The 22,842-nt window shown below is 58.8% G+C and carries 18 protein-coding genes; all 18 read left to right on the forward strand.

Annotated features, from left to right (window positions below):
* The first annotated feature begins 37 nt into the window (after window positions 1–37).
* The 18 genes from L4G42_RS18600 (at window position 38) to L4G42_RS18685 (ending at window position 22,740) form a co-directional block, all read left to right on the forward strand.
* A complete protein-coding gene (locus L4G42_RS18600) occupies window positions 38–469 on the forward strand; it encodes an HhH-GDP family DNA glycosylase (protein ID WP_237261002.1) in 432 nt (143 codons plus the stop codon).
* The gene (locus L4G42_RS18605; protein ID WP_237250929.1) at window positions 466–1,212 is read left to right on the forward strand and encodes a DUF72 domain-containing protein; all 747 of its coding nucleotides are present in this window, start codon (window positions 466–468) and stop codon (window positions 1,210–1,212) included. The genes L4G42_RS18600 and L4G42_RS18605 overlap by 4 nt, the downstream gene beginning before the upstream one ends.
* A gap of 178 nt (window positions 1,213–1,390) precedes the next feature.
* On the forward strand, window positions 1,391–2,515 hold the full coding sequence (locus tag L4G42_RS18610) for a GGDEF domain-containing protein (RefSeq protein WP_237250930.1): 1,125 nt from the start codon (window positions 1,391–1,393) through the stop codon (window positions 2,513–2,515).
* 140 nt (window positions 2,516–2,655) lie between these two features.
* Entirely contained in the window at window positions 2,656–4,281 is a 1,626-nt protein-coding gene (locus tag L4G42_RS18615) for an NADP-dependent glyceraldehyde-3-phosphate dehydrogenase (RefSeq protein ID WP_237250931.1), read from the forward strand.
* Window positions 4,282–4,668: 387 nt separating this feature from the next.
* On the forward strand, window positions 4,669–5,172 hold the full coding sequence (gene tssB, locus L4G42_RS18620; protein WP_237250932.1) for a type VI secretion system contractile sheath small subunit: 504 nt from the start codon (window positions 4,669–4,671) through the stop codon (window positions 5,170–5,172).
* 31 nt (window positions 5,173–5,203) lie between these two features.
* Window positions 5,204–6,742: a type VI secretion system contractile sheath large subunit gene (gene tssC, locus L4G42_RS18625; protein WP_237261004.1), complete on the forward strand. Its 1,539-nt coding sequence runs from the start codon at window positions 5,204–5,206 to the stop codon at window positions 6,740–6,742.
* A gap of 23 nt (window positions 6,743–6,765) precedes the next feature.
* A complete protein-coding gene (gene tssK / locus L4G42_RS18630; protein WP_237250938.1) occupies window positions 6,766–8,121 on the forward strand; it encodes a type VI secretion system baseplate subunit TssK in 1,356 nt (451 codons plus the stop codon).
* Window positions 8,122–8,141: 20 nt separating this feature from the next.
* Window positions 8,142–8,801, forward strand: a complete 660-nt coding sequence (gene tssL / locus L4G42_RS18635; protein ID WP_237250945.1) for a type VI secretion system protein TssL, short form — start codon at window positions 8,142–8,144, stop codon at window positions 8,799–8,801.
* Between the two features lie 7 nt (window positions 8,802–8,808).
* On the forward strand, window positions 8,809–10,596 hold the full coding sequence (locus L4G42_RS18640; protein WP_237250946.1) for an OmpA family protein: 1,788 nt from the start codon (window positions 8,809–8,811) through the stop codon (window positions 10,594–10,596).
* A 19-nt stretch (window positions 10,597–10,615) separates the two neighbouring features.
* A complete protein-coding gene (locus L4G42_RS18645; RefSeq protein ID WP_237261006.1) occupies window positions 10,616–11,107 on the forward strand; it encodes an Hcp family type VI secretion system effector in 492 nt (163 codons plus the stop codon).
* Window positions 11,108–11,293: 186 nt separating this feature from the next.
* The gene (gene tssH, locus L4G42_RS18650; protein WP_237250948.1) at window positions 11,294–13,924 is read left to right on the forward strand and encodes a type VI secretion system ATPase TssH; all 2,631 of its coding nucleotides are present in this window, start codon (window positions 11,294–11,296) and stop codon (window positions 13,922–13,924) included.
* The gene (locus L4G42_RS18655; protein WP_237259476.1) at window positions 13,924–16,458 is read left to right on the forward strand and encodes a type VI secretion system Vgr family protein; all 2,535 of its coding nucleotides are present in this window, start codon (window positions 13,924–13,926) and stop codon (window positions 16,456–16,458) included. The genes tssH and L4G42_RS18655 overlap by 1 nt, the downstream gene beginning before the upstream one ends.
* Before the next feature lie 135 nt (window positions 16,459–16,593).
* Window positions 16,594–18,621 carry a lipase family protein gene (locus tag L4G42_RS18660; RefSeq protein WP_237250950.1) on the forward strand — a complete coding sequence of 676 codons (2,028 nt, stop codon included), beginning with the start codon at window positions 16,594–16,596 and terminating at the stop codon, window positions 18,619–18,621.
* Between the two features lie 4 nt (window positions 18,622–18,625).
* Window positions 18,626–19,420, forward strand: a complete 795-nt coding sequence (locus L4G42_RS18665; RefSeq protein WP_237250952.1) for a hypothetical protein — start codon at window positions 18,626–18,628, stop codon at window positions 19,418–19,420.
* A 445-nt stretch (window positions 19,421–19,865) separates the two neighbouring features.
* The gene (locus L4G42_RS18670) at window positions 19,866–20,240 is read left to right on the forward strand and encodes a hypothetical protein (protein WP_237250954.1); all 375 of its coding nucleotides are present in this window, start codon (window positions 19,866–19,868) and stop codon (window positions 20,238–20,240) included.
* 40 nt (window positions 20,241–20,280) lie between these two features.
* The gene (locus L4G42_RS18675) at window positions 20,281–21,075 is read left to right on the forward strand and encodes a hypothetical protein (protein WP_237250955.1); all 795 of its coding nucleotides are present in this window, start codon (window positions 20,281–20,283) and stop codon (window positions 21,073–21,075) included.
* A 40-nt stretch (window positions 21,076–21,115) separates the two neighbouring features.
* Complete coding sequence (locus tag L4G42_RS18680; RefSeq protein ID WP_237261008.1) at window positions 21,116–21,916, forward strand: hypothetical protein; 801 nt, start codon at window positions 21,116–21,118, stop codon at window positions 21,914–21,916.
* Window positions 21,916–22,740: a hypothetical protein gene (locus tag L4G42_RS18685; protein WP_237259447.1), complete on the forward strand. Its 825-nt coding sequence runs from the start codon at window positions 21,916–21,918 to the stop codon at window positions 22,738–22,740. Before L4G42_RS18680 ends, L4G42_RS18685 begins: the two co-directional genes overlap by 1 nt.
* Window positions 22,741–22,842: the final 102 nt, after the last annotated feature.

Here is a 22,842-nt window from a genome sequence, read left to right on the forward strand (position 1 = left end):
TGGAAGTCACTCAAAGGGTGAAAACCGAGGAGCGGTCATGGGCAAGAACGTCACGGCGAAGGAACTGGGTATCGACCTTGTGCAGGGGGGTGAAAATGCCCTGTTCCAATGGTTGTTGGCGAGTTTCCTGATGGGCAAGCGGATTCGGGCGCAAGCGGCGGTGCAGACCTATCACGTCATCGTCGACCGGCACGGGCGCGACACGCCGGGCAAACTGGCCGCGTGCACGCACCGGGAACTGGTCAGGATGCTGGGCGAGGGCGGTTACGCGCGGTACGACGAATCCACGGCCGTGCGCCTGCTGGCATTGGCGGCCAAGCTGATGGATGAGTACGACGGCACGGTCAGCGCCATGGCAGAAGCCAGCGCCGACCGCCGCGAATTTGAAAAGCGCTTGCAGGATTTCAACGGCATCGGGCCGAAGACTGCAGAGATCTTCCTGGGCGAAGCCGGGGAGGTGCTGTTTTGAACGATGCTCTTTCAAATGCGCCTTACAAAATCTTCGTGGGCTGTGCCGGCTGGAGTCTGGGCCGCGAGCATGCGCCGGCGTTTCCGGGGGACGGCACCCACTTGCAGCGCTACGCCCGGCAATTCAACACGGCAGAAATCAACAGTTCGTTCTACCGCCCCCATCGACCGCAGACCTACGCGCGATGGGCCGACGCAGTGCCGCCGGATTTCCGCTTTTCGGTGAAAATCCCCAAGCTCATTTCCCACGAACAATGCTTGCAGGGCAGCGCCCAGGCGCTGGACGAATTCCTCGGGCAATGCGGTGAACTGGGCGAACGGCTCGGTTGCCTGCTTCTGCAGTTGCCGCCGTCGTTGGCGTTCGAGCCAGGTGTGGCGGAAGTGTTTTTTACCCGGCTGCGCGAGCGATTTGCAGGGCATGTGGTCATCGAGCCGCGCCATGAAAGCTGGGTGCAGGGCGAGCCTATGCTTGCTCACTACCGCATCGCGCAAGCAACGGTCGATCCGTCGAGGCTCAGCAACGACAGCCAACCGTCAGGCTGGCCGGGGTTGCGTTACTGGCGACTGCACGGCGCGCCGCGGATTTATTACAGCGCCTATGAAGAGGACTGTCTGATCCGTCTGGCCGCCGAGCTGAAAGCTAAAGCGCAAAGCGGCGTGCCGACGTGGTGTATTTTCGACAACACCGCCAGTGGCGCTGCGACGGGGGACGCCTTGAGACTGATGGAACTGCTTGGCCGCTAGCCGTCGGTGCTCTGGTTAAAGGGTTAAAGGGCTGATTCCGTCAGGCTCGATCTGTCATTTTTCCGGCGATTTGCCGCGCTTGTCGACGGGTGCAGCAGTTAGTTGGCGCGCGAGTTGTTAAGCGTCATAGCGCGATGCCACAATCGCGCCCATCCAATGCCAGGGTCGGCCTAATTCGATGTACCTCCATGATTCTCAACCGGCGTGCGAGGCCCTGATACGGGCCCAAGTGCGTAACGATCGTTTGCAGCTGCTCTTCCGTCAGAGTTTTTTCTCGGTGTCCGGCAGCGCTCTGGCGGCTGTGATGCTCTCGTGGATCTGTTGGGGGCGCCTGGAGCAATCGCTGATTCTCGGGTGGCTAGGGCTGCTGGGCGCCTCCACCACCCTTCGCCTGATCATGTTGACCACTTATTTTCGGGTGCCGGAATCCGCCCGAACCCCCGAGCGCTGGGAAACCACTTACTGGGTCACGCTGGTGGTGTCGGCCGGCATTTGGGGCAGCGGCGCGCTGGCGCTGATGCAGGCCGGGGATCTGTTGATCCAGACGCTGGTGCTGTTGTTCACCGTGGGCATGTCAGTGAGTGCGGTGTCCTGCTATTCGGCGTACCGCTCGATGACCCTGGTGTCAATTGCGCTGGTGCTGCTGCCGTGCTCGATCTGGCTGCTGTTTCAGCCCCAGACCGCACAACAGGGGATGGCGGTTGCGTCGCTGATCTTTGCCGGATTTGTGGTCAGCGCGACGCGCAAACTGTGCCAGGCCATGGAACGGGCCTTTCGCCTGAGCCGCGAAATGGAACATGCCCATCGCATCGCCGACCACGCCGCACAGACCGACGAGCTGACCGGGGTGAAAAACCGCCGGGCTTTTTTCCATCAGGCCGAACGCGCCTACGACACCTGCAAGCGCAGCCGGCTGCCGCTGTGCGCGCTGATGCTGGACATCGATCACTTCAAACGCATTAACGACTGCCACGGCCATCAGGCCGGCGATGAAGTGTTGCGGCAAATCGGCCGGGTCATCTGTCAGTCCGTGCGGGAAGGCGACGTCTGCGGTCGGCTGGGCGGCGAAGAGTTCGCGCTGCTGCTGGCCAATACGTCGCTCGACGCGGCCCATGTCATCGCCGAGCAGCTGCGTCAGGCGATCGCCGACATCACCTGCCAGCATGACGAGGGCGTCACCGCCAGCCTCGGTGTCGCCGCGCTGAGCAACACCGGTCAGGATGTGCACGGGCTGCTCGGCCTGGCGGACAAGGCGCTGTTCCGGGCCAAAGCGATGGGGCGCAACCAGACGGCGGTGGCGTAAGCGGGCGGTCTGGCGCGGCGGCCGGTGCAGATGCATGTCACCCGAATGTGACATGTGTCTCGACTCTTCATTCGGGGGCGGCTGTGGCGTAGTGTGTCAAGCCTGTTTGGCACGATGACCGACTGGAAGAGGTGAATGAGATGACCCTGCAAAACCGCCTGGACAACCTGTACCCGCGCGCCGACGAGATCCCTGAGCAGTTTCGCGCAGGACCCGCCATCGAGCAGCGCGATTACCTGGTCAACGGCGAACTGCACCAATGGCACGGGCCGTTGGCGCCGGTGTTGAGCCCGGTCTCGCTGAAGACCGATTCGGGCCTGGAGTCCGTGGTGCTGGGCAGCACGCCGCTGATGGACGCCGACACCGCCATGACCGCGCTGGACGCCGCCGTCAAAGCCTACGACCGGGGCCAGGGCGCCTGGCCGACGATGCGCGTCGCCGACCGCATTCATCACGTCGAGACCTTTCTCAAACTGATGCGCGAGCAGCGCGACGCCGTGGTCACGCTGCTGATGTGGGAAATCGGCAAGAACCTCAAGGATTCGCAGAAAGAATTCGACCGCACCTGCGATTACATCGTCGACACCATCAACGCTCTCAAAGAACTCGACCGCCGTTCCAGCCGCTTCGAGCTGGAACAGGACACCCTCGGCCAGATTCGCCGCGTGCCCCTGGGCGTGACCCTGTGCATGGGCCCTTACAACTATCCGCTGAACGAGACCTTCACCACGCTGATTCCGGCCCTGATCATGGGCAATACCGTGGTGTTCAAACCGGCCAAGTTCGGCGTGCTGCTGATTCGTCCACTGCTGGAAGCGTTCCGCGACAGCTTCCCCGCCGGGGTCATCAACGTGATCTACGGCAGCGGCCGCGAAACGGTCAGTGCGCTGATGGCCAGCGGCAAGATCGACGTGTTCGCGTTCATCGGCACCAACAAGGCTGCCAGCGCCCTGAAAAAGCTCCACCCCAAGCCGCACCGTCTGCGCGCCGCGCTGGGTCTGGACGCGAAGAACCCGGGGATCGTGCTGCCGGATGTGAACCTGGACAACGCAGTGACGGAAGCCATTACCGGCTCGCTGTCGTTCAACGGGCAGCGTTGCACCGCCCTGAAGATTCTGTTCGTGCACGAAAACGTGGTCGGCAGTTTCCTCGAAAAGTTCGAGGAAAAACTCGCTCAGCTCAAACCCGGCATGCCATGGGAACCGGGCGTCTCGCTGACGCCACTGCCGGAGCCGGGCAAGACCGACTACCTGCAAGGATTGGTGGACGATGCCGTGAGCAAGGGCGCCAAAGTGGTCAACGAAGGCGGCGGCACGACCCACGGGCAGTTCTTCTACCCGGCTGTGCTTTACCCGGTCACGCCGGACATGCGCGTTTATCACGAGGAACAGTTCGGGCCCGTGGTGCCGGTGGTGGCCTACCGCGATCTGGAAACGGTGATCGACTACGTGCTGGATTCCGATTTCGGCCAGCAGTTGAGCATTTTCGGCAACGACTCCAAGCAGGTCGGGCGTCTGGTCGATGCGTTCGCCAATCAGGTGGGGCGGATCAACATCAACGCGCAGTGCCAGCGCGGTCCTGACAGCTTCCCGTTTAACGGCCGCAAGAATTCCGCCGAGGGCACGTTGTCGGTGCACGATGCGTTGCGGGTGTTCTCGATCCGCACCCTGGTGGCGACCAAGTTCCAGGAGAGCAACAAGGCGCTGATCAGCGACATCATTCACAACCGTGAGTCGACGTTCCTGACCACTGATTACATTTTCTGATTCAATTGCTCGAAATAGCCGCAGGCGTGTTGCACAGCTGATGCTGTTCAACCGGTTGCGGTTTTTTATATCTGTACTTTAAAACCCGCCGCCACTGTATTCCCCGCGCTTTTTAATGCTGCAGCCGTTCCACTGTCTGGGATCATTTTGTAGGAAGGATTCTAGACTTCCGTAGGACCCCTCTCTTCCTGTCTTTGGTGGGTAGAGTTTTTATTCGTAGGGAATTAGCCTTGCCGCTTCCCGAATTCGATGAAAACTTCATCAGCCCATTCGCTGCTCACACTTGTTAAAACTTGACCGCTTGGGTCACGGACGTTCGGCTGATAAAAAGGCCCTGCAATCCAGATATTCCCCATTGTGACGTGTGGCATTTTCGACGGAGGAGTTATGGCTTCAAACAGCTTTCAAAATGAAGTGCCCAAAGCGCGGGTCAATATAAAACTCGATTTGCACACGGGCGGTGCGCAGAAAAAAGTCGAATTGCCGCTTAAATTGATGGTCCTCGGGGATTACAGCAATGGCCGGGAAGACCGGCCCTTGTCCGAACGCACCAAGATCAATATCAATAAAAATAATATCGACAGTGTGCTGGCGGAATTTTCCCCTGCATTGACACTCACGGTTGAAAACACGTTTGCCGACGACGGTTCCGATGCTTCAGTGGATTTGAATTTCGAAAAAATGAAAGACTTCGAGCCGGAACACGTGGCCAGACAAATACCTTCATTGCGCGCGCTGCTGGCGACCCGCAATCTGCTGCGCGATCTCAAATCAAACTTGCTCGACAACGCGACGTTCCGTCATGAACTTGAACGCATCGTAAAAGACGACACGCTGAGTGATGAGTTGCGCGCCGAACTGGCGATGCTCGCCGCACCCACAGAGCGTTAATCACTCGGGTTTCTGATAGCAGGTATCAAATATGTCCTCGAAACACTCTCCCGCAGTATCAGGCGGTGGCACCGTTTTGTCCGAAGAAAGCACCGGCGTCTATAGCACGCTGTTTTCAAAAATAAACCTCAACCCGGTTTCAGCCCTGGGCGACATCGAGGCGTTTCAGAACAATGAAGCGCTGTCGGAAATCTCCGCCGATGAGCGCGTGACCGCGGCGGTCAGCGTGTTCCTCAACCTGCTCAAGGGCTCGTCGCGCAAGGTCCAGCGCCTCGACAAAAACCTGCTCGACGAACACATCGCCTCGCTCGACGCGCAGATCAGCCGCCAGCTCGACGCCGTCATGCACCATCCGGAGTTCCAGCGGGTCGAGTCGACGTGGCGCGGGGTGAAGTCGCTGATCGATCAGACGGACTTCCGGCAGAACGTGCGCATCGAGTTGCTGGACATCAGCAAGGACCATCTGGTCCAGGATTTCGAAGATGCTCCCGAAATCGCCCAGAGCGGTCTGTATATGCACACCTATACCCAGGAGTACGACACCCCCGGCGGAGAACCCATTGCCGCGGCTGTTTCCAATTACGAGTTTGACCGCAGTCCGCAAGATATCGCGCTGTTGCGCAATATATCGAAGGTCGCGGCAGCAGCGCACATGCCGTTCATTGGTTCGGTGGGGCCGGCATTCTTCGGCAAGGACACCATGGAAGAAGTTGCCGCCATCAAAGACATCGGCAATTATTTTGATCGCGCGGAATACATCAAGTGGAAGTCATTCCGCGACACCGACGATTCCCGTTATATCGGTTTGACCATGCCACGGGTGCTGGGACGGTTGCCCTATGGCCCGGACACCATTCCGGTGCGCAGTTTCAATTATGTGGAAAGTGTCAAAGGCACCGATCACAGCAAATATCTGTGGACCAATGCGTCTTTTGCGTTTGCCGCAAACATGGTGAAGAGTTTTGTCACCAATGGCTGGTGTGTGCAAATTCGCGGGCCGCAATCCGGTGGTGCGGTGACGGATCTGCCGATTCATTTATATGACCTTGGTACGGGCAGTCAGGTGAAGATCCCCTCGGAAGTGATGATTCCGGAAACCCGGGAGTTTGAATTCGCTAACCTGGGGTTTATTCCGCTCTCGTATTACAAGAATCGCGACTACGCCTGTTTCTTTTCCGCCAACTCGACACAAAAGCCCGCGTTGTATGACACCGCCGATGCCACGGCCAACAGCCGGATCAACTCGCGGCTGCCTTATATCTTCCTGCTGTCGCGCATTGCGCATTATTTGAAATTGATTCAGCGCGAGAACATCGGCACCACCAAGGACCGGCGTCTGCTGGAACTGGAACTGAATAAGTGGATCAGCGGGCTGGTCACCGAAATGACCGACCCGGGGGACGATTTGCAGGCCTCGCATCCGTTGCGCGACGCCCGGGTAACGGTGGAGGACATCGACGACAACCCCGGTTTCTTCCGCGTGAAGTTGTACGCCGTGCCGCATTTTCAGGTGGAAGGCATGGACGTGGACCTTTCGCTGGTTTCCCAGATGCCCAAAGCCAAAACCTGACGTCGGCCATAGGTGCGCACAACATGAAAATCGACCGACCTCTCTGGGCTGCCGGGGCGCTGTTGTCCCAGCAACAATTCCAGCAGCAAGCGCGCTGGGAAGCCTGGACAAACGAATGCATCGCTCATCTGTCGCGGGTTCACCCGTGGGGGGTGCAGACGGCGACCTTTGATCTTGAGGCGCTGCGGCTGGGCAAACTCAAGGCGTCCGCCTTGCGCGTGCGGTTGCCGGACGGCACGCTGATCGACACCGACAGCGTTGATCGGCTGCCCGCCGCGCTGGCCCTCGAACAGATCCGGATCGAACCGGGGCAGGGCGCGACAGTGCTGTTGTGCCTGCCGCTGGAGCAGGCCAACGGCGGCAATTGCCTGTTCGAAGACGCCCGCGCCGACCGGCCCGTGCGTTACCGCCAGGATTGGCGCGAGGTGCAGGATCTCTACGGCGACGACCAACAGTCGATCGGTGTACTCGAGCACATGCTCAGCCTGCGTCTTGCCAGCGATGACAACGCTAATTACCTGACCTGTCCCGTCGCCCGGCTGATGCGTGACGGGCAAGGCCGCGCGTGCCTGGACCAGGCGTTCGTGCCGCCGCTGTTGAGCTTTGCCGGGCACCCGGGTTTGCTGGTCCAACTCGACAATCTGCTGACCCAGCTGGCGTCCAAGCGTCAACGCTTGATGGGCATGCGCCGCGAGAGCAATCAGCGCATGGCCGACTTCGCCGTCGCCGATGTCTCGCTGTTCTGGCTGCTCAATGCGCTCAACACTTATCAGCCCGTGCTCGCCGATTTCAAGGCCAGCCCGGCGCGCCATCCCGAGCAGGTCTATCAGGAGCTGGTAAAGCTGGCGGGCGCTCTGCTGACGTTCTCCCTCGAACACGACGTTGACGCCATTCCGGCCTACCGCCACGAAGACCTGGAAACGGTGTTCCCGCCGCTGATGCAGATGATCTCGACGTTGCTTGAAGCCAGTCTGCCGTCGCGGGTGATTGCCCTGGAGCTGGAGCGGGTGATCCCGGGTCGCTGGCAAGTGACGTTCAACGACCCGCGTCTGCGTGAGGCGGATGCCGCTGACTTTTACCTGTCGGTGCGCTGCCGTGAGACCCCGGCGCAATTGCAGGCGCAGTTTCCACGGTTGTGCAAAGTCGGTACGCCGGACGACGTTGATCAGTTGATCAATGCCGCGCTGGACGGCGTGCCGCTGCAGCCGCTGAGTCACGTGCCAGCGGCGATCCCGCTGCGGCTCGAGAACCAGTATTTCGCCCTCGATTTTGCCCATCCGAGCGGTCAGGCGGTACTCGCCGAAGGCGTCTGCGCGTTTTACGTGCCGGCGACGCTGCCGGACGTCAAGCTTGAGCTGTTTGCGGTGTTGCGCTCATGAGCCGGCCGATGAAAAGCCAAATGGCTCCCCGTTCCGTCGACGTCGACCAACTGCTGCAGGACAGTTACATGCTGGTGGTCGAGTTGCGCCATGGCGCGTCGGCTCCGGACAGCGACGCGCTCTGGAACCTGTGCACCCGGCAGGTGGTGGAGGTTCGCGATGCGCTGACGCAAGCCGGTGTCAGTCAGCGCAATGTCGATTTCATCAGCCACGCTCAATGCGCGCTGCTGGATGAAACCGTGCTCGCCCACGCCGATGCCAGTGCCCGCGCGAAATGGACCCACGAACCGCTTCAGGCGCATTACTTCGGACGTCATCAGGCGGGGCAGTTTCTCTACGAAGAAATGCGTGAAGTGCTGCACGAGCCGTCTGCGGACCCGAGCGTGCTGAGGGTGTATCACCGCGTCCTGATGCTGGGCTTTCTTGGTCGCTACAAGGAGCCAGACCACCCCGAGCGGCAGCAGTTGATGGCCGAGTTGACCGCCCGAGTCGCGCCGTTGACCCTGGATCAGCCGCTGCCGACGTGGATCGACGCCAGGGGGCGTCAGCCCTTGCCGGCATGGCTGCGCGCACCGTTGCTGCACCTGCTGGCGGCCGGTTTGCTGCTGGCGGGCATCTGGTGGTTGCTGGATTCTCATCTGGCGGCTCTGGTCGCCTCCCTTGTGACCGAGCGGGTGTGACGCGCCCATGACACTCAAGTTGATGCGCGCACTTGCCCTGTGGACGGGATGCCTGGCGCTGATGGTCATCAGCGTGTTGCCGCTGAGCCTGGTCGTTCAAGCTTCGGCCGCCTTTGGCGCCCTGACTCTGGTGACCGGGGGCTGGCTGCTGGCGGGTCGACGCTCGGTCCGTCTTGGTGGCTCTCTGGGGCTGGATGAGTTTCGAGCCTTGCCCGGCAGTAACTACCGCCTGCCCGTGGTGCTGGTGTGCGGGGAGGGATCGGCGGCGCTTTTTGCTGGCGATGCGGATGCCGACGTCGATGCTGCAGAGCAACGTGCTGTGCGGACAACGGCGAGCGGGTGTTACGTCGGGGTGCCGAACATTGAACGATTGCCCGGTGTGGCCGCTGCGCTGCTGGCGGTCCGTCCGCAATGGCGTGCGCAGCTCAGCGTCATGTTCGTGCTCAATCCAGCCCAACACGCTGACAACGCGGTGCTGGCCGGCCAGATCCGTGCCCTGAGTCACCAGCTTTCGCTCATCCGCAGGCGTGCGCTGACGTTGCCGTTGTGGGTGGTGAGCTATCAGCCAGCGTCCCTGAATGGGTGCGATATTCGTGGGACCGGCTTTAGCGGGGAAGAGGGCGGCTCCAGCACCGAATCCGTTTGGTTCAGTTGGGAAAATGGCGAGCCATCGGCGCGGGTACGAAACAACGGCACCTGCGTCAGCGTCGAGGACTGGCAAAGACAAAACGCCGCTGCTCTCACTGACCGCCTGCACATCGCCGTTCAAATGAACACCCACGCCGCCTGGCTGGCGCAGTACTTCGCGCCACACTTCGCGCGGATCGGCCGGCATCGCACGCCGTTGCCGGTGGCTTACGCGATCTGCCGCGTGCCTCGCTTGCCTGAACAGGTTCCGGGCAGCGTCTGGCAGCAGTCGATACAGGGGAAGACTGCGCTGGTGCCGACCCATTTGACGGGGGGCACGGGCGGTGTTTTACCGGTGCCGGATTCTTTACTTGAGCTGTTGCCCCGGCACACCGGCAACAGCGCTGCGAGGCGCGCCGCTGTCATCGGCATATGGCTGACGGCGTTCGCCGCCGTCGTCGCGATGTCGAGCTCGGCCCGGCAGAACACTTTGCTGATCCGTCAGGTCGGTGACGACCTGCGCCGCTACGCCTCGATCAACGAAACCGCCCGCGAGGATCAGCAGGCCGTGGCGCTGCGCGAAACGGCGTTGACCGTCCTGCACGACCACGCCCGGCGGCTGGATGACTACTACCGCTACGGCGAGCCTCGGTCGCTGGGCCTGGGCCTGTACCGCGCCGAACAGCTGCGCATCAGGGTCTGGCACGCCATCGGCCGTTACCGGGCACCCACCGAGATGGCGCAGGCGCCCGGGCCGGTGCGTCTGGACACGCTGTCGCTGTTCAACATCGGCAGCGCCGAACTCAAGGCCGAGTCGACCCAGGTGCTGATCAACGCACTGGTCGGCATCAAGGCCAGACCCGGCTGGCTGATCGTCGTCACCGGCCACACCGACGCCACCGGCAGCGCCGAGCAGAACCTGCGCCTGTCCCGCGACCGCGCCGCTTCGGTGCGCGACTGGATGCAACGCATGGGCGGCATTCCCGGCAGTTGCTTTGCCGTGCAGGGCTATGGCGCCAGTCAGCCGATCGCCAGCAATGACACCGAACAAGGGCGCAGGGCCAACCGCCGCGTCGACATCCGTCTGGTGCCGGAAGAGGGGGCCTGCGGGTCGCTTTCTGCCGGGGCCGGACCGGCTACCCCCGTCGCATTTCGCGGCACTCGATAACCCAAGCAAGGAGTTTCACATGGCAATTCCCGTTTACCTCTGGCTCAAAGATGACGGCGGCGCTGACATCAAAGGCTCGGTCAACGTGCAGTCCCGGGAAGGCAGCGTCGAAGTGGTCGCCCAGGACCACAGCGTCTACATCCCCACCGACAACAACACCGGAAAATTGACCGGCGCCCGCGTCCACACGCCGTTCCTGTTCACCAAGGAAATCGATGCCAGCAGCCCGTACCTGTACAAGGCGGTCGGCACCGGCCAGACCCTGAAAAGCGCCGAGTTCAAGTGGTACCGCATCGACGACGCCGGCCAGGAAGTCGAGTACTTCAACACCCTGCTGGAGAACGTCAAGGTCGTCCGCGTCGCGCCGAAAATGCACGACGTCAAAGACCCGGCCAAGGAGAAGTACAACCACCTGGAGATGGTCGAGCTGCGCTACGAGAAGGTCACCTGGACCTACAAGGACGGCAACATCATCCACTCCGACTCGTGGAACGAACGACAGACCGCCTGACGCTGCAAGGCCGGCAGGCAGCTTTTGCGTGTCTGCCGGCTGCGGTGTGTTGGGTTGAGCGTCCGCGCGCGGGCGCTCCGCCAAGCACATCGGCACGGCACATTTCCCCAGAAAAAACAGCGAGGCGCCGACCGCTCAACGGTCTCGTCGCCGCTCCTTACTCCTTCCGTTCAAGGACGATGACCCATGGCACAGAGCTCCTCCCGTTTGCTTCGCCGCCTCAACCCTTTCTGCGCCCAGTCCCTCAGCGCGGCGGCAACGCTGTGCCAGAGCCGCGGCCACGGCCACATCACCATCGAGCACTGGCTGCTGAAACTGCTGGGGCAGGGCGACGGTGATCTGGTGCTGATCGGCCGGCGTTACGAGTGGGACATCGAAGCGCTGTGGACAGGCTTGCTCGGCCACCTCGACCGCCTGCCGCGCAGCGTCCAGGCCAAGCCGCAGCTGTGTGACAAGCTGCAGCGGCTGATCAAGAACGCCTGGGTGCGCGCTTCGATGGACGAGGACAACGAGCAACTGCGCTCGGCCCACGTGCTGGCGGCGCTGATCGAAACCCCCGCCCTGCTGGCGTGCGTGGAAGCCTGGCCGTTGCTCAGCCTGAGCGAGGTGCAGTTGCGCCATTTGCTGCCGTTTCTTGACGAGCATTCCGATGAGCGTCCTCAGACTGGGCAAGGGCTGGATTTTGTTCCCGATGCTGCGCCTGTGGATTCGGTGATGAGTGCTGCGGAAAATCCTGTGCTGGCGAAGTTCACCCAGGACATCACCGACAAGGCGCGCAAGGGTGAGATCGATCCGGTGCTGGGCCGTGACGACGAGATTCGTCAGGTCATCGACATCCTCAGCCGCCGTCGCAAGAACAACCCGATTCTGGTGGGCGAGCCGGGCGTCGGCAAAACCGCGCTGGTCGAAGGGCTGGCCCTGCGCATCGTCGAGGGCAACGTGCCCGCCAGCCTCAAACCGGTCAGCGTGCGCACGCTGGATCTGGGGCTGTTGCAGGCGGGCGCCGGGGTCAAGGGTGAGTTCGAACAACGTCTGAAAGACGTGATCGAGGCCGTGCAGCAGGCCGAGCACCCGGTGCTGCTGTTCATCGACGAGGCCCATACGCTAATCGGCGCGGGCAATCAGGCGGGAGGCGCCGACGCTGCCAATCTGCTCAAGCCCGCCCTGGCCCGAGGTGAACTGCGCACCATCGCCGCGACCACCTGGAGTGAATACAAGCAATACTTCGAGCGTGATCCCGCGCTGGAGCGGCGCTTCCAGACGGTCAAGGTCGACGAGCCGGATGACGCCACCGCGATGGTCATGCTGCGCGGGTTGAAGGCCCGCTATGCCAGCCATCATGGCGTACACATCGAGGACGCCGCGATACAGGCCGCAGTCGTGCTGTCGCGCCGCTATCTGCCCGGCCGCCAGTTGCCGGACAAAGCCGTCGACCTGCTCGACACCGCCAGCGCCCGGGTGCGCATGAGCCTGGATTGCGAACCCCAGGCGCTGATCGCGAGCAAGGCCCGGCAGTCGGCGCTGGAGCAGGAACGCCAGGCGCTGCAAGACGATCAGCGCATCAACGGACACAACGCAGACGAGCGTCTGGCGGTCATCGCCGCGCAGCTTGTATCCCTGAGTAATGAGCTGTTGCAACTGCAGTTGCAGCACGCCAACGAACTCGACCTGGCGCAGACGTTGCTCGCTGCCCGCCATGCCGAGGTCTTCGACGCCGAGACCTGCGCGGCTCTACAGGCCCAGCTCAAGGCGGTTCAGGGCGATGCGCCGCTGCTGTCGCTGGACGTCGACGATCGCAGCGTCGCCCAGGTGATCGCCGACTGGACCGGCGTGCCCCTGAGCAGCCTGCTGAAAGATGAACAGGCCAGCCTGCTGACGCTGGAACAGTCCCTGGCCGCCCGCGTAATCGGACAGGACCGCGCGTTGACGGCAATGGCCCAGCGTCTGCGCGCCGCGAAAACCGGCCTCACCGAAGAAGACTCCCCGCTGGGCGTGTTCCTGCTGGTCGGCAGCAGCGGCATCGGCAAGACCGAAACTGCCCTGGCGCTGGCCGACACCCTGTTTGACGGCGAGAAATCGCTGATCACCCTGAACCTGTCCGAGTACCAGGAAGCCCACACTGTCAGCCAACTGAAAGGCGCGCCGCCGGGTTACGTCGGCTACGGACAGGGCGGGGTGCTCACCGAAGCGGTGCGCCAGCGACCCTACAGCGTCGTGCTGCTCGACGAAGTGGAAAAGGCCCATCGCGACGTGCTCAACCTGTTTTATCAGGTCTTCGATCGGGGCTTGATGCGCGACGGCGAAGGGCGCGAAATCGACTTCCGCAACACCGTCATCGTCATGACTTCCAACCTGGGCAGCGACCTGTTGCAGGACTACCTGCTGGCGAACCCCGAAGCGCTCGACGGTGAAGTGCACGAGCAACTGCGACCGGTCCTGCGCGAACACTTCCAGCCCGCGCTGCTGGCGCGTTTTCAGACGCTGATTTACCGGCCGCTGCAGACGCCGGCGCTCAAACGCATCGTCGCACTCAAGCTGGGCAAAGTGGCGGAGCGGTTGCGCCGGCATTACGGACTGGACTGCCGGATCGACGAACGCCTGCACGATGCGCTGGTGGAGGCGTGCCTGCTGCCCGACAGCGGCGCGCGGAACATCGACAGCCTGCTCAATCAGCAGATTTTGCCGGTGCTGAGTCAGCAGCTTTTGCAGCGCCAGGCCGCGCGATTGGCAACCCGGGGCGTGGTGGTGGGGCACTGCGAGGAAGACGGCATCACCCTTGAGTTTGTCGGGGCCCAGGCGTCGGTGGAGGGCGAATGATGAACGATGCCATCGGGGTGTTTTTCGACCATAGCCGTCACAAGCTTACCGTTCATAACCTGCCTTTGGCGCTGGATGTGCTGGCCTTTGAGGGTGAGGAGCGGTTGAGTCAGCCGTTTCATTACCGCGTGGAATTTACCTCGGCCGAGCAGGATATCGGCGCTGAGCGGATGCTGGGGCAGGAGGCGCATTTCAGTTTGCATGCGGCGGCGCATACGTTGCCGATTGCGATTCCTGGGTTGCCGGTGCCGGCTGTTAAAGCACTGCGGACGCTGCATGGGGTGATTACCGGGCTCAAGCGGTTGTCGGGTTCGGCTGACGAGGCGCGCTATGAAGTGACGCTGGAACCGCGCCTGGCGTTGCTGGGTCGTGGGCGGCAGTTTCGGATTTATCAGCATCAGTCGGTGCCGCAGATTGTCGAGAGCATCTTGCGGACGCGCCATGACTTTGAGGGGCAGGATTTTCTGTTCACGCTGGTGCGGGAGTATCCGACGCGCGAGCAGGTGATGCAGTACGGCGAGAGCGATCTGGCGTTTATTTCGCGGCTTTTGGCCGAGGTGGGGATCTGGTATCGGTTTACCAATGACGAGCGACTGGGCATTGCGGTTGTCGAGTTTCATGACGATCAGCATCATTACGCTAAGCCTCGGGTTGGCTTGCCGTATCGGCCTCAGTCCGGGTTGGGCAGCAGCGGCCAGGATGGGGTTTGGGGGCTGCAGGTCAGTCATGAGGTGGTAGAGCAGAGCGTACATTTTCGGGCGTATCACCATCGGGATGCGAACGCCTGGCTGGATGGGGATGTGGATCAGACGCGGGGTGACTCGACCACTTATGGCGAGGCGTATCACTATGCCGAGCCGTATCGCGTATTGGGCGACAAGCTGGATCAGGATGAAGATCTGCTGGGGGAAAGCGGGTTTTTCTATGGGCGGTTGCGGCATGAGCGATATCTGAATAATCAGACTCGCTTAAGTGGCGTGAGCAGCAGTGCTTCGTTGGGATTGGCGCAGGTGCTGACGATTTCCGGTGGGGCACCGCAGGCGTTTGAGCCGGGAGCGGTGCTCACAAGGCTACGGTTGCGTGCGGCGCGGGATCGCAGTTTTGAGTTGAGCTTTGAAGCGCTTCCGTATTCCGAGAGCGTGTGTTTTCGGCCGCCGTTGCTGGCTAAACCTGCGATAACCGGCACTGTTCCGGCGCGGGTCACCAGTTCGCTGGCCAACGATCCCTATAGCCACATCGACCGCGAAGGCCGCTACAAGGTCAGCTTTCTGTTTGACCGCGACAGTTGGGAGCTGGGTGAGGAAAGCCTGTGGTTGAGGTTGGCCCGACCTTATGCGGGCGATACCCACGGCCTGCACCTGCCGCTGATCTGCGGGACCGAAGTGGCGATTGCCTTCGAGCAAGGCGACCCGGACCGGCCGTACATCGCCCATGCCCTTCACGACAGCCGCCATCCCGATCATGTGACGCTGCTGCGCAGCGATTACAAACGCAATGTCCTGCGCACGCCGGCGAATAACAAGCTGCGCATGGAGGATGATCGCGGGAAAGAGCACATCAAACTCAGCACCGAGCACTGCGGCAAGAGCCAGCTGAACCTTGGGCATCTGGTCGACAACGAGAAGGATAAGCGCGGCGAAGGGTTTGAGTTGCGCACGGACGGCTGGGGCGCGCTTCGCGCGGGGCATGGGGTGTTTATCAGTGCGGATGAACAGACCAAGGCCCACGGTCAGCAGCTCGATATGGACGCTGCGATCGAGCAGCTTGAAAGCGCGTTGTCGTTGGCCCGGTCCATGGCTCAAGCCGCGCGGAGTGCCCAGGCCATTGCCGCCGATACGAGCGGCCATGAGCAACTCACCGCGGCGCTTACCAACCTGACCGAGCCAGGGCTTTTACTGCATGCACCGGCCGGCATCGGCGTGGTCAGTCCCGAGGCTGTTTTGCTGTCCTCCGGCCGTGACAGCGTCGCCATCACGTCGTCGCGCTCGACCAACGTCAGTGCGGGACATGACATCACCGGCACGGCCGAGGGGGCGATCAGCCTGTGCGCTGTGACCAAAGGTTTCGACCTAAAAGCCGTGGATGGGGATATGCAGCTCCATGCCTACTGCGGCGCGATGCACGCGTTGGCGAATGACCAGATAAAAATTGAAAGCCTGGCCGGCCGTGTCGAGATCAGTGCGCCCGAAGAAATCGTCTTCAGCTGCGGCGGCGCATTCATCCGCATCAAGGATGGCGAAATCGAGCTGGGCGCGCCAGGGAACATCCATCACCGGGCCGCTTACGTGCTAAAGGGCGGTGCCACCACGCTGACCACCCCGGCAACGCCGATACCGCCGGGCTATTCCGCGGGCTACACCCTCAGCGAACCGGATAAGGGTTACGCGCCCTTCGCCCGTTACCTGATCACCACCCAGGAGGGCGAGCGGTTCCCCGGCGTGACCGATAAGGACGGCAAGACCATTCCGGTCCACACGCTGTTGCCCGGGAACGTGGTGATCGAGTTTCCCAATGACAAGCACGATGAGCAGTGACCACCGCTCAGGGGCCCCGTCGCCCGGATGGGTTGCGATCTGCATCGCGCCAGCTATCGACACAGCGCCCGATGCCAAGCGGCCGCTCGCGACCATTTATCACCGCATCAAATCTTCAATCAGGAAGGACCCGGCATGAAAGACAGACAGCACCAGACGGATATTTTTTGCACCTACAAACCCGTGGCTATCGGCCCGCAGAAAACCCATTGGGTTGAATTTCAACTGGTGGACGAACTCGGCGAGCCGCTGGCTAATCTGCCGTGGCGGGCGACCAATCAGGCAGTGCGGGATGGCTGCGTTGCTGAGTACTCGGGGAGCACCGATGCCCAGGGTGTCATTCGGCTTGAGGAGCTTCATCCACTCGACGTGACACTGCTAATGCCGGCGGCGCCGTTGGCCGAAGTCCTGCAGCAGCGGCGGTTGCGCGCGGTGCGCCCGGAGCCCGAGCGGCCGGGTGCAAGTGACAGCAAACCTCTGTACGGAAAGCAGCGTCCCGGGTTTTCGCCGGTGGAAAAACAGGCACTTGAGCAGGGGCATGCCTATCACTACCTGCGAATAGGGCAACTGTGTGATGAGCTGCCGGCGTTCAACCCGCCGTGGCCAGAGCAGGATTCGCCACCGGCTTATCATTTTCCGGACGCTGAGTTTTCAGGGTTTACGGTGCAATACGAAGCGCTGAACTGCCGGCATGTATTGGAAGTCTGCCCGCTGCGTGCTTGGTCGTTGGTGCTGCATCATGAGAAAGGGTACTGCTTGGCGAATGCCTACAACCTGGGACTGATGAGTATTCTGTCGTACAGCAATCGCGCGGAAAATTTGTACGGCTCGCCTGAGGAATTTTTTGCACAGCAGTGCCTTGATCTGTCGCGAACTCCCAAGGTATGGGACGGGGGGAAAAATTGGCCCTGTCTGGTGACTGACGTACCGTTCGATGATCGTTACCAGCCTTGCGAAGTATTTAACACCGCAACAGCAGACGTCCCTGAAGGCGATACCCAACTTTTCTACGTCAGAAATTCCACTCAGATGATGGTCGCGTGGCGGGGGACTGACTTTGATCGGATAAGCGTCCCTGACTTACGCACGGACCTGACCTTCCGCCCCGTCAAGCCTGAGCTGACGCCTGCATGCGCGCCTTCGGTTCCATGCGCGGATCTCGCACTAGACGGTCGTATCCATCTCGGATTCAGCGAGGCATACAGGGTAGTGCCGAGACTCTTTCCCTTCCGCTTTAAGGACGATCTCCCGAGCCGTCTCGAAGGCAGGAAGTTATACGTTTGTGGGCATAGTCTTGGCGGCGCTTTGGGATTGATCCACTCAGCGACACTTAAGGACCAGAATCCGCTGTTGTACACCTACGGAATGCCCCGTACGTTCACCCTCAATGCGATACGTGGTCTAGACGAACTTTGGCACTACCGTCATGTGAATGACACTGACACCATTCCCAGTGTTCCACCTGAGGCGGACCTCGATAACCAACTTTACAACCTATACGGCCCCTTAGGCACAACGTTGGGTTTCACATGGTCGATGGGCCAGACCCTCATAAACAATCTCATCAAATCCGGCGATCCGTACGGCCACCACGGCGAGATTGCCATGCTTTATCGCGTAGAGCAGCACACGCAAAGGCGTGGCTCTTCCTACCCCGCATATCGAAGCAAAGATGGTCTCGGCGCGCCTTATTACAACACCATAAAAACCCGACTGCCCGAGCGGCCAACCTTATATCTTGTGCCAAGTCTTAACATGACAGTAAGTGAAAATAGCGGGCAATCCCAACTCCAGTTCATTAAAAGTATGAATGCTGAGATGCTTGAAAAATATTTTCCACCGTATAAAAACCCCAAGCCGGGAGGACTGTTAGGTATAGGTAACCACATGATGGGCGAATACATGTCGCATATAACCCGCCGACTACTTACAGCGATTAAACCTGATTGGAAGCCGGTGCTTGGTGTACCGTCTGAGATCGAGCGTTTCAAGGAACAGATGGAAAAACATGGCAGCACTTCGCCGAAAGATGAAAATAAGCGTAATGGTTGGTTTCTGTCGATGCACGAGGAAGTCGATGCGGCATTGAAGGTGACACAGGAGTTGGATGGTGGAGTCGAAGCGCTCGAACGTCTTGATTCCATCGCACGTGTTCGGGCATGAGCAAATGAGCAAATTAACGGTTCAACTTAAAGGTTCTTTGCTGTGTATAGCACTGTCGATCTCAGTGAGCGGCTGTGCAACGGACCGTAGCCTCTCACCACCACCGGACGGGGAAAAGGTGACGTTTACCATCAAGGCCCCAGCTGAATTAAAGCCATATGCCATGCGTGTTATGTATCGATCGGCGAAGTGCCAGCGTGTTAGTCATGATGCAAGCGGCAGACCTGAAATGCTCGACGGACACAGTTCCTTTGAGACCGTCTTCCAGCGCGGTCAACCAGAAAATATGTATAAAGCGACGCTTTTTGTTAATGGTGGCGGTCCGTGCGAATGGCGTTTAAGTAATGTGATGTTCGGAGTGACCTACCGTGACCCCAGTCGCTTTGGCGAAAATGTTCTAGTTGGCGGGGGAGGCGGAGTAATTGTCGTATTCGATCATAATAATCCACAGCTTCGTGTGGGGGGAGCTGTGAGGGTAGAGGGCTCACAACTGAGAATCGTCAAGGATTACTATCTTTGGGTAAACGAGAGATATACCGGAGGTTATGTAAAGCGTGCCAGCTTATCGGGATACGGCAGCGGTTATCTTACATATGAGGCGCGGCAAGCAAGAAATGTTTATTTTGAACCGATGTTTCATCCAGAGTTTGTCGTGACGTCCGTAGCGCCCAAAAAACATGCGGTCGGAGATTTCATTAAGTTTTTTTATCCGGATGGAACAGTCGAGTCCGATCCGGAAGGAAGGCCCAACTTTAAAAAAATGCAGGAAATCCGACTGAGAGCGGAAGCAAAAAAATGAAGCGGCTCACTGTTGCTCATAGCATGTGTCGGAAGGGTAGGATGACCAATTTGAAGTTTTTAGTGGGAGTCATGATTCTAATGCTTTCGATGAGCGGCTGTGCAACGGACCGCACCATGTCACCAGCGCCAAAGGGTGAAAAGGTCTCCTTTAGTATTAAACTTCCCGAAGGCTTGGAGGCGACGCCTATGCGCGTAATGTATCGGTCTGCCATATGTCGGCACGTAACCCATGATGCACACGGGCGTCGTGAAACTTTGGATGGTTATAACGGATTCGATCTAATGTTAAGGCGAATTAAGAATGATCTGTATGAGGCTGAACTATATGTCGACGGCGGTGGCCCTTGCAGATGGCGTCTGAGCAATGTGGATCTCGGCGTTCAATATAGCGTACCCACTCCATTCGGAGTTGATGCGACACCTGGGTGGGCGGTGGATTGATAGTGGTATTTGATTCCAATAACCCTCAGCGTCAAATCTCCAGCCCAATTACCGTGAAAGAAGCAGTGTTGAATGTTATAGAAGATTACTATCCACTGGTGAGCGAGCGCTTCATCAATGGCTACGCCAAGCAGGTTAGTCTTGTCGGCGTCGATGGAGGCGATTTGACGTACACCGCGCCGGATGCCCGGATAGTCTATTTTGAGCCAGTGCTGCATGGGGATTACGTAGTGAGGTCAATTGCCCCTAAGAAGAATGTAAAAGGCGACTTTCCTAAGTTTTATTATCCGGATGGAACCGTTCAGTCCCATTGGCGATCGGAGGCTGACTTTAAAAAAATGCAGGAAATCCGCCTGAAGGCGGAAGCAAGTAAATGAAATCGCTTACCGCACCACCCCCTGTAGTGGGAAACATTCCATGAATAACGCTAAATCATTCTTGAAGGCTTCGGTTTTGTGCTTTGTATTGCTCACCTTCCTCAGCGGCTGCGCGAAAGACTACAGGATGAATCCGCCGCCAGATGGTGAGAAAGTCGAAATCGTTATAAAGATGCCTGAAGAGCTGGAGCCACAGCCTCTGCGAGTCATGTATCGCTCGTCTGTATGCCGAAAAGTTGTGCATGACGGTGATGGTAGGCCTGAATCCCTGGAAGGATATAACGGTTATGGTTCGGAGCTAACGAAGCGTGGGGCCACAGAGTTCTATGAGACGAGGTTGTTCATCGATGGAGGCGGTCGCTGCAAGTGGCGGCTTAGTAATATCGTATTTAGCATCAAATACCGTATTCCTAGTCGCTTCGGGGAAAGTGTAACGCAGGGCATAGGCGGCACGGTCATCATAGAGTTTGATGGTAACGATGCGCAGCTCAGTGTCGGAAGAACAAGGAATGCGGTGGGTCCAGACTTAATGGTGGTCAAAGATTACTATCCATGGCTAAGCGAAAAATTTATCGGCGGTTATGCCAGGCGTGTAAATCTTTCTAGCGAAGGTGGCGGTTATCTTACTTATAAGGCTCGGGAGGCGAGGCGCATATATATTGAGCCGGTTTTGCATTCGGACGTGGTCGTGACATCCGTTTCGCCAAAGAAACACGTCATAGGCGATTTCATAAAGTTTTACTACCCCGATGGGACAGTAGAGTCCAACGGGCAGCCAGTACCCAATTTTACTAAAATGCAAAAAATACGCTTGGCAGCTGAATCGAAAAAATGAAACCGCTCGCTGTGCTGCACCTCGTTTTAGGGAGTCTTATATGAAACATACGATGATATCGGCAAAAACTACGCTCTTATGCCTTGCACTGCTCGCTCTCACAAGTGGTTGCGTAAAGGACTACGACGTTCTAACGTCACCGCCCGACAGTGAAAAGGTCAAAATAATTATTAAGGTGCCTGCAGAACTGGAGCCCAAAACGTTGCGTGTCAAGTACACGTCTGCTAGATGCCGAATGTTTGTCGACTTTCCCGGTGTAGGCCGTGTGCCGTTTCCAGGATCAAACTTTCAAAATTCGAAGTTCACGAGGCGGGGAGAAACAGATTTGTACGAGGCGGAGGTATTCGTTGATGGCGGCGGTGAATGTGAATGGCAACTAGATAACGTCGAGTTTGGAGTCGTGTATCGTATTCCTAATCGTTTTGCAAAAAAAGTAACGGCTTATTATGGTGGGACAGTTATAGTTAAGTTCGACGGGCAGCATGCGCCCTTCAATACTGTTGATCAGTTTATCGAAGGGCCGGACCTGTCAATCGTAAAGGACTTCTATCCATGGGTACGCGAAGCCTATGAATTCGGTTACTATGATAAGAGTGTAAATCTGGCCAAAGAGTATGAAAGTTATCGTATCTACAGGGCTCGGGATGCAAGAAACATATATTTTGAGCCAGTGCTGCATTCAGATCTTGTAGTGACCTCGACTTCCCCGAAGAAACGCGGCGCTGACGAAATCGTAACTACAACATTTCGCTACCCCGACGGGACGGAAGAATCCAACAGGGAACTTGAGCCGGACTTTAAAAAAATGCAGAAAATTCGCTTGAAGGCGGAGGCGAAATAATGAAATTTCTCAGCGCTGTGAGATATCTTCAGGGCAATCAACCGAATCAGAAAGCGTCAGGCTTCAGGTTTTTACTCATAATCATCTCGCTGTTTGCATCACTCAGTGGTTGCGCACTTGACTACGAACTCCATCCGGACACGGAGGGGGAGAGAGTCACGATGACGATTAAAGTATCGGAAGGGTTATTCCCGCCGCCCATGGCCGTGGGTTATCTATCGACGATCTGCGAAAACGTTTATGAGGGGCCTGATGTATTCGGCAATATCAGGGAGCAGCGTGTAGCGTTCAAACGGCGTGGGGAGGGCAATTTCTATGACGCCGATTTCGCTGTTGACAGTGGCGGGATGTGTAGGTGGCGCGTGGCTTACGTGAATTTTGGGGTACGTCCTCAATGGCCTGAGCGCATTGGCGAAGGTGCGGTAGTGGGAACGGGAGGTGATGTCCTGGTCGTGTTTCAGCATAACAATCCGGATTTTCCGTCTGAAGGGGTTAAAAACGTGGTGGGCACCCATCTTGATATAAAGAATAATTACTACCCATGGTTAAAAGATGTCTCAAAGAAGGATTACGTCAAGAGGCTTAATCTGGTGGGTGAAGCGGTGCCTTACCAGACTTACCTGGCTCCCCAGGTGCGAAACATAAACGTTGAGGCAGTGCTTCACGCCAAGTATGTCGTGACATCAAAACAGCCGGAGTTCAAAGGTATGGGAATTCACCCTGCCTTTATATATCCAGACGGGGCTTCGGGCCCTGATGACAGCGATACGCCAGATTTTCCCACGCTTGAGGCCATTCGTTTAAAGGCTGAAGCCAACCGATGAGGATATCAAGCGACTTCAGTTGCCACGCCTGATCGTTATATCGGCCATCAGATCGGTGATTTCAGGTCCGTATGGTTAAAACCCGGCACGTATAACAAGCAC

The organism is Pseudomonas petrae (genome assembly GCF_021728295.1).
Lineage (GTDB): Bacteria > Pseudomonadota > Gammaproteobacteria > Pseudomonadales > Pseudomonadaceae > Aquipseudomonas > Aquipseudomonas petrae.

Coding starts and splice junctions, on each gene's coding strand:
- tssH (WP_237250948.1), top strand. CDS start 11,294: ATGGCACAGAGCTCCTCCCGTTTGCTTCGCCGCCTCAACCCTTTCTGC.
- tssB (WP_237250932.1), top strand. CDS start 4,669: ATGGCTTCAAACAGCTTTCAAAATGAAGTGCCCAAAGCGCGGGTCAAT.
- L4G42_RS18615 (WP_237250931.1), top strand. CDS start 2,656: ATGACCCTGCAAAACCGCCTGGACAACCTGTACCCGCGCGCCGACGAG.
- L4G42_RS18685 (WP_237259447.1), top strand. CDS start 21,916: ATGAAATTTCTCAGCGCTGTGAGATATCTTCAGGGCAATCAACCGAAT.
- L4G42_RS18640 (WP_237250946.1), top strand. CDS start 8,809: ATGACACTCAAGTTGATGCGCGCACTTGCCCTGTGGACGGGATGCCTG.
- L4G42_RS18655 (WP_237259476.1), top strand. CDS start 13,924: ATGAACGATGCCATCGGGGTGTTTTTCGACCATAGCCGTCACAAGCTT.
- L4G42_RS18600 (WP_237261002.1), top strand. CDS start 38: ATGGGCAAGAACGTCACGGCGAAGGAACTGGGTATCGACCTTGTGCAG.
- L4G42_RS18610 (WP_237250930.1), top strand. CDS start 1,391: ATGTACCTCCATGATTCTCAACCGGCGTGCGAGGCCCTGATACGGGCC.
- tssL (WP_237250945.1), top strand. CDS start 8,142: ATGGCTCCCCGTTCCGTCGACGTCGACCAACTGCTGCAGGACAGTTAC.
- L4G42_RS18665 (WP_237250952.1), top strand. CDS start 18,626: ATGAGCAAATTAACGGTTCAACTTAAAGGTTCTTTGCTGTGTATAGCA.
- L4G42_RS18660 (WP_237250950.1), top strand. CDS start 16,594: ATGAAAGACAGACAGCACCAGACGGATATTTTTTGCACCTACAAACCC.
- tssC (WP_237261004.1), top strand. CDS start 5,204: ATGTCCTCGAAACACTCTCCCGCAGTATCAGGCGGTGGCACCGTTTTG.
- L4G42_RS18645 (WP_237261006.1), top strand. CDS start 10,616: ATGGCAATTCCCGTTTACCTCTGGCTCAAAGATGACGGCGGCGCTGAC.
- tssK (WP_237250938.1), top strand. CDS start 6,766: ATGAAAATCGACCGACCTCTCTGGGCTGCCGGGGCGCTGTTGTCCCAG.
- L4G42_RS18680 (WP_237261008.1), top strand. CDS start 21,116: ATGAAACATACGATGATATCGGCAAAAACTACGCTCTTATGCCTTGCA.
- L4G42_RS18675 (WP_237250955.1), top strand. CDS start 20,281: ATGAATAACGCTAAATCATTCTTGAAGGCTTCGGTTTTGTGCTTTGTA.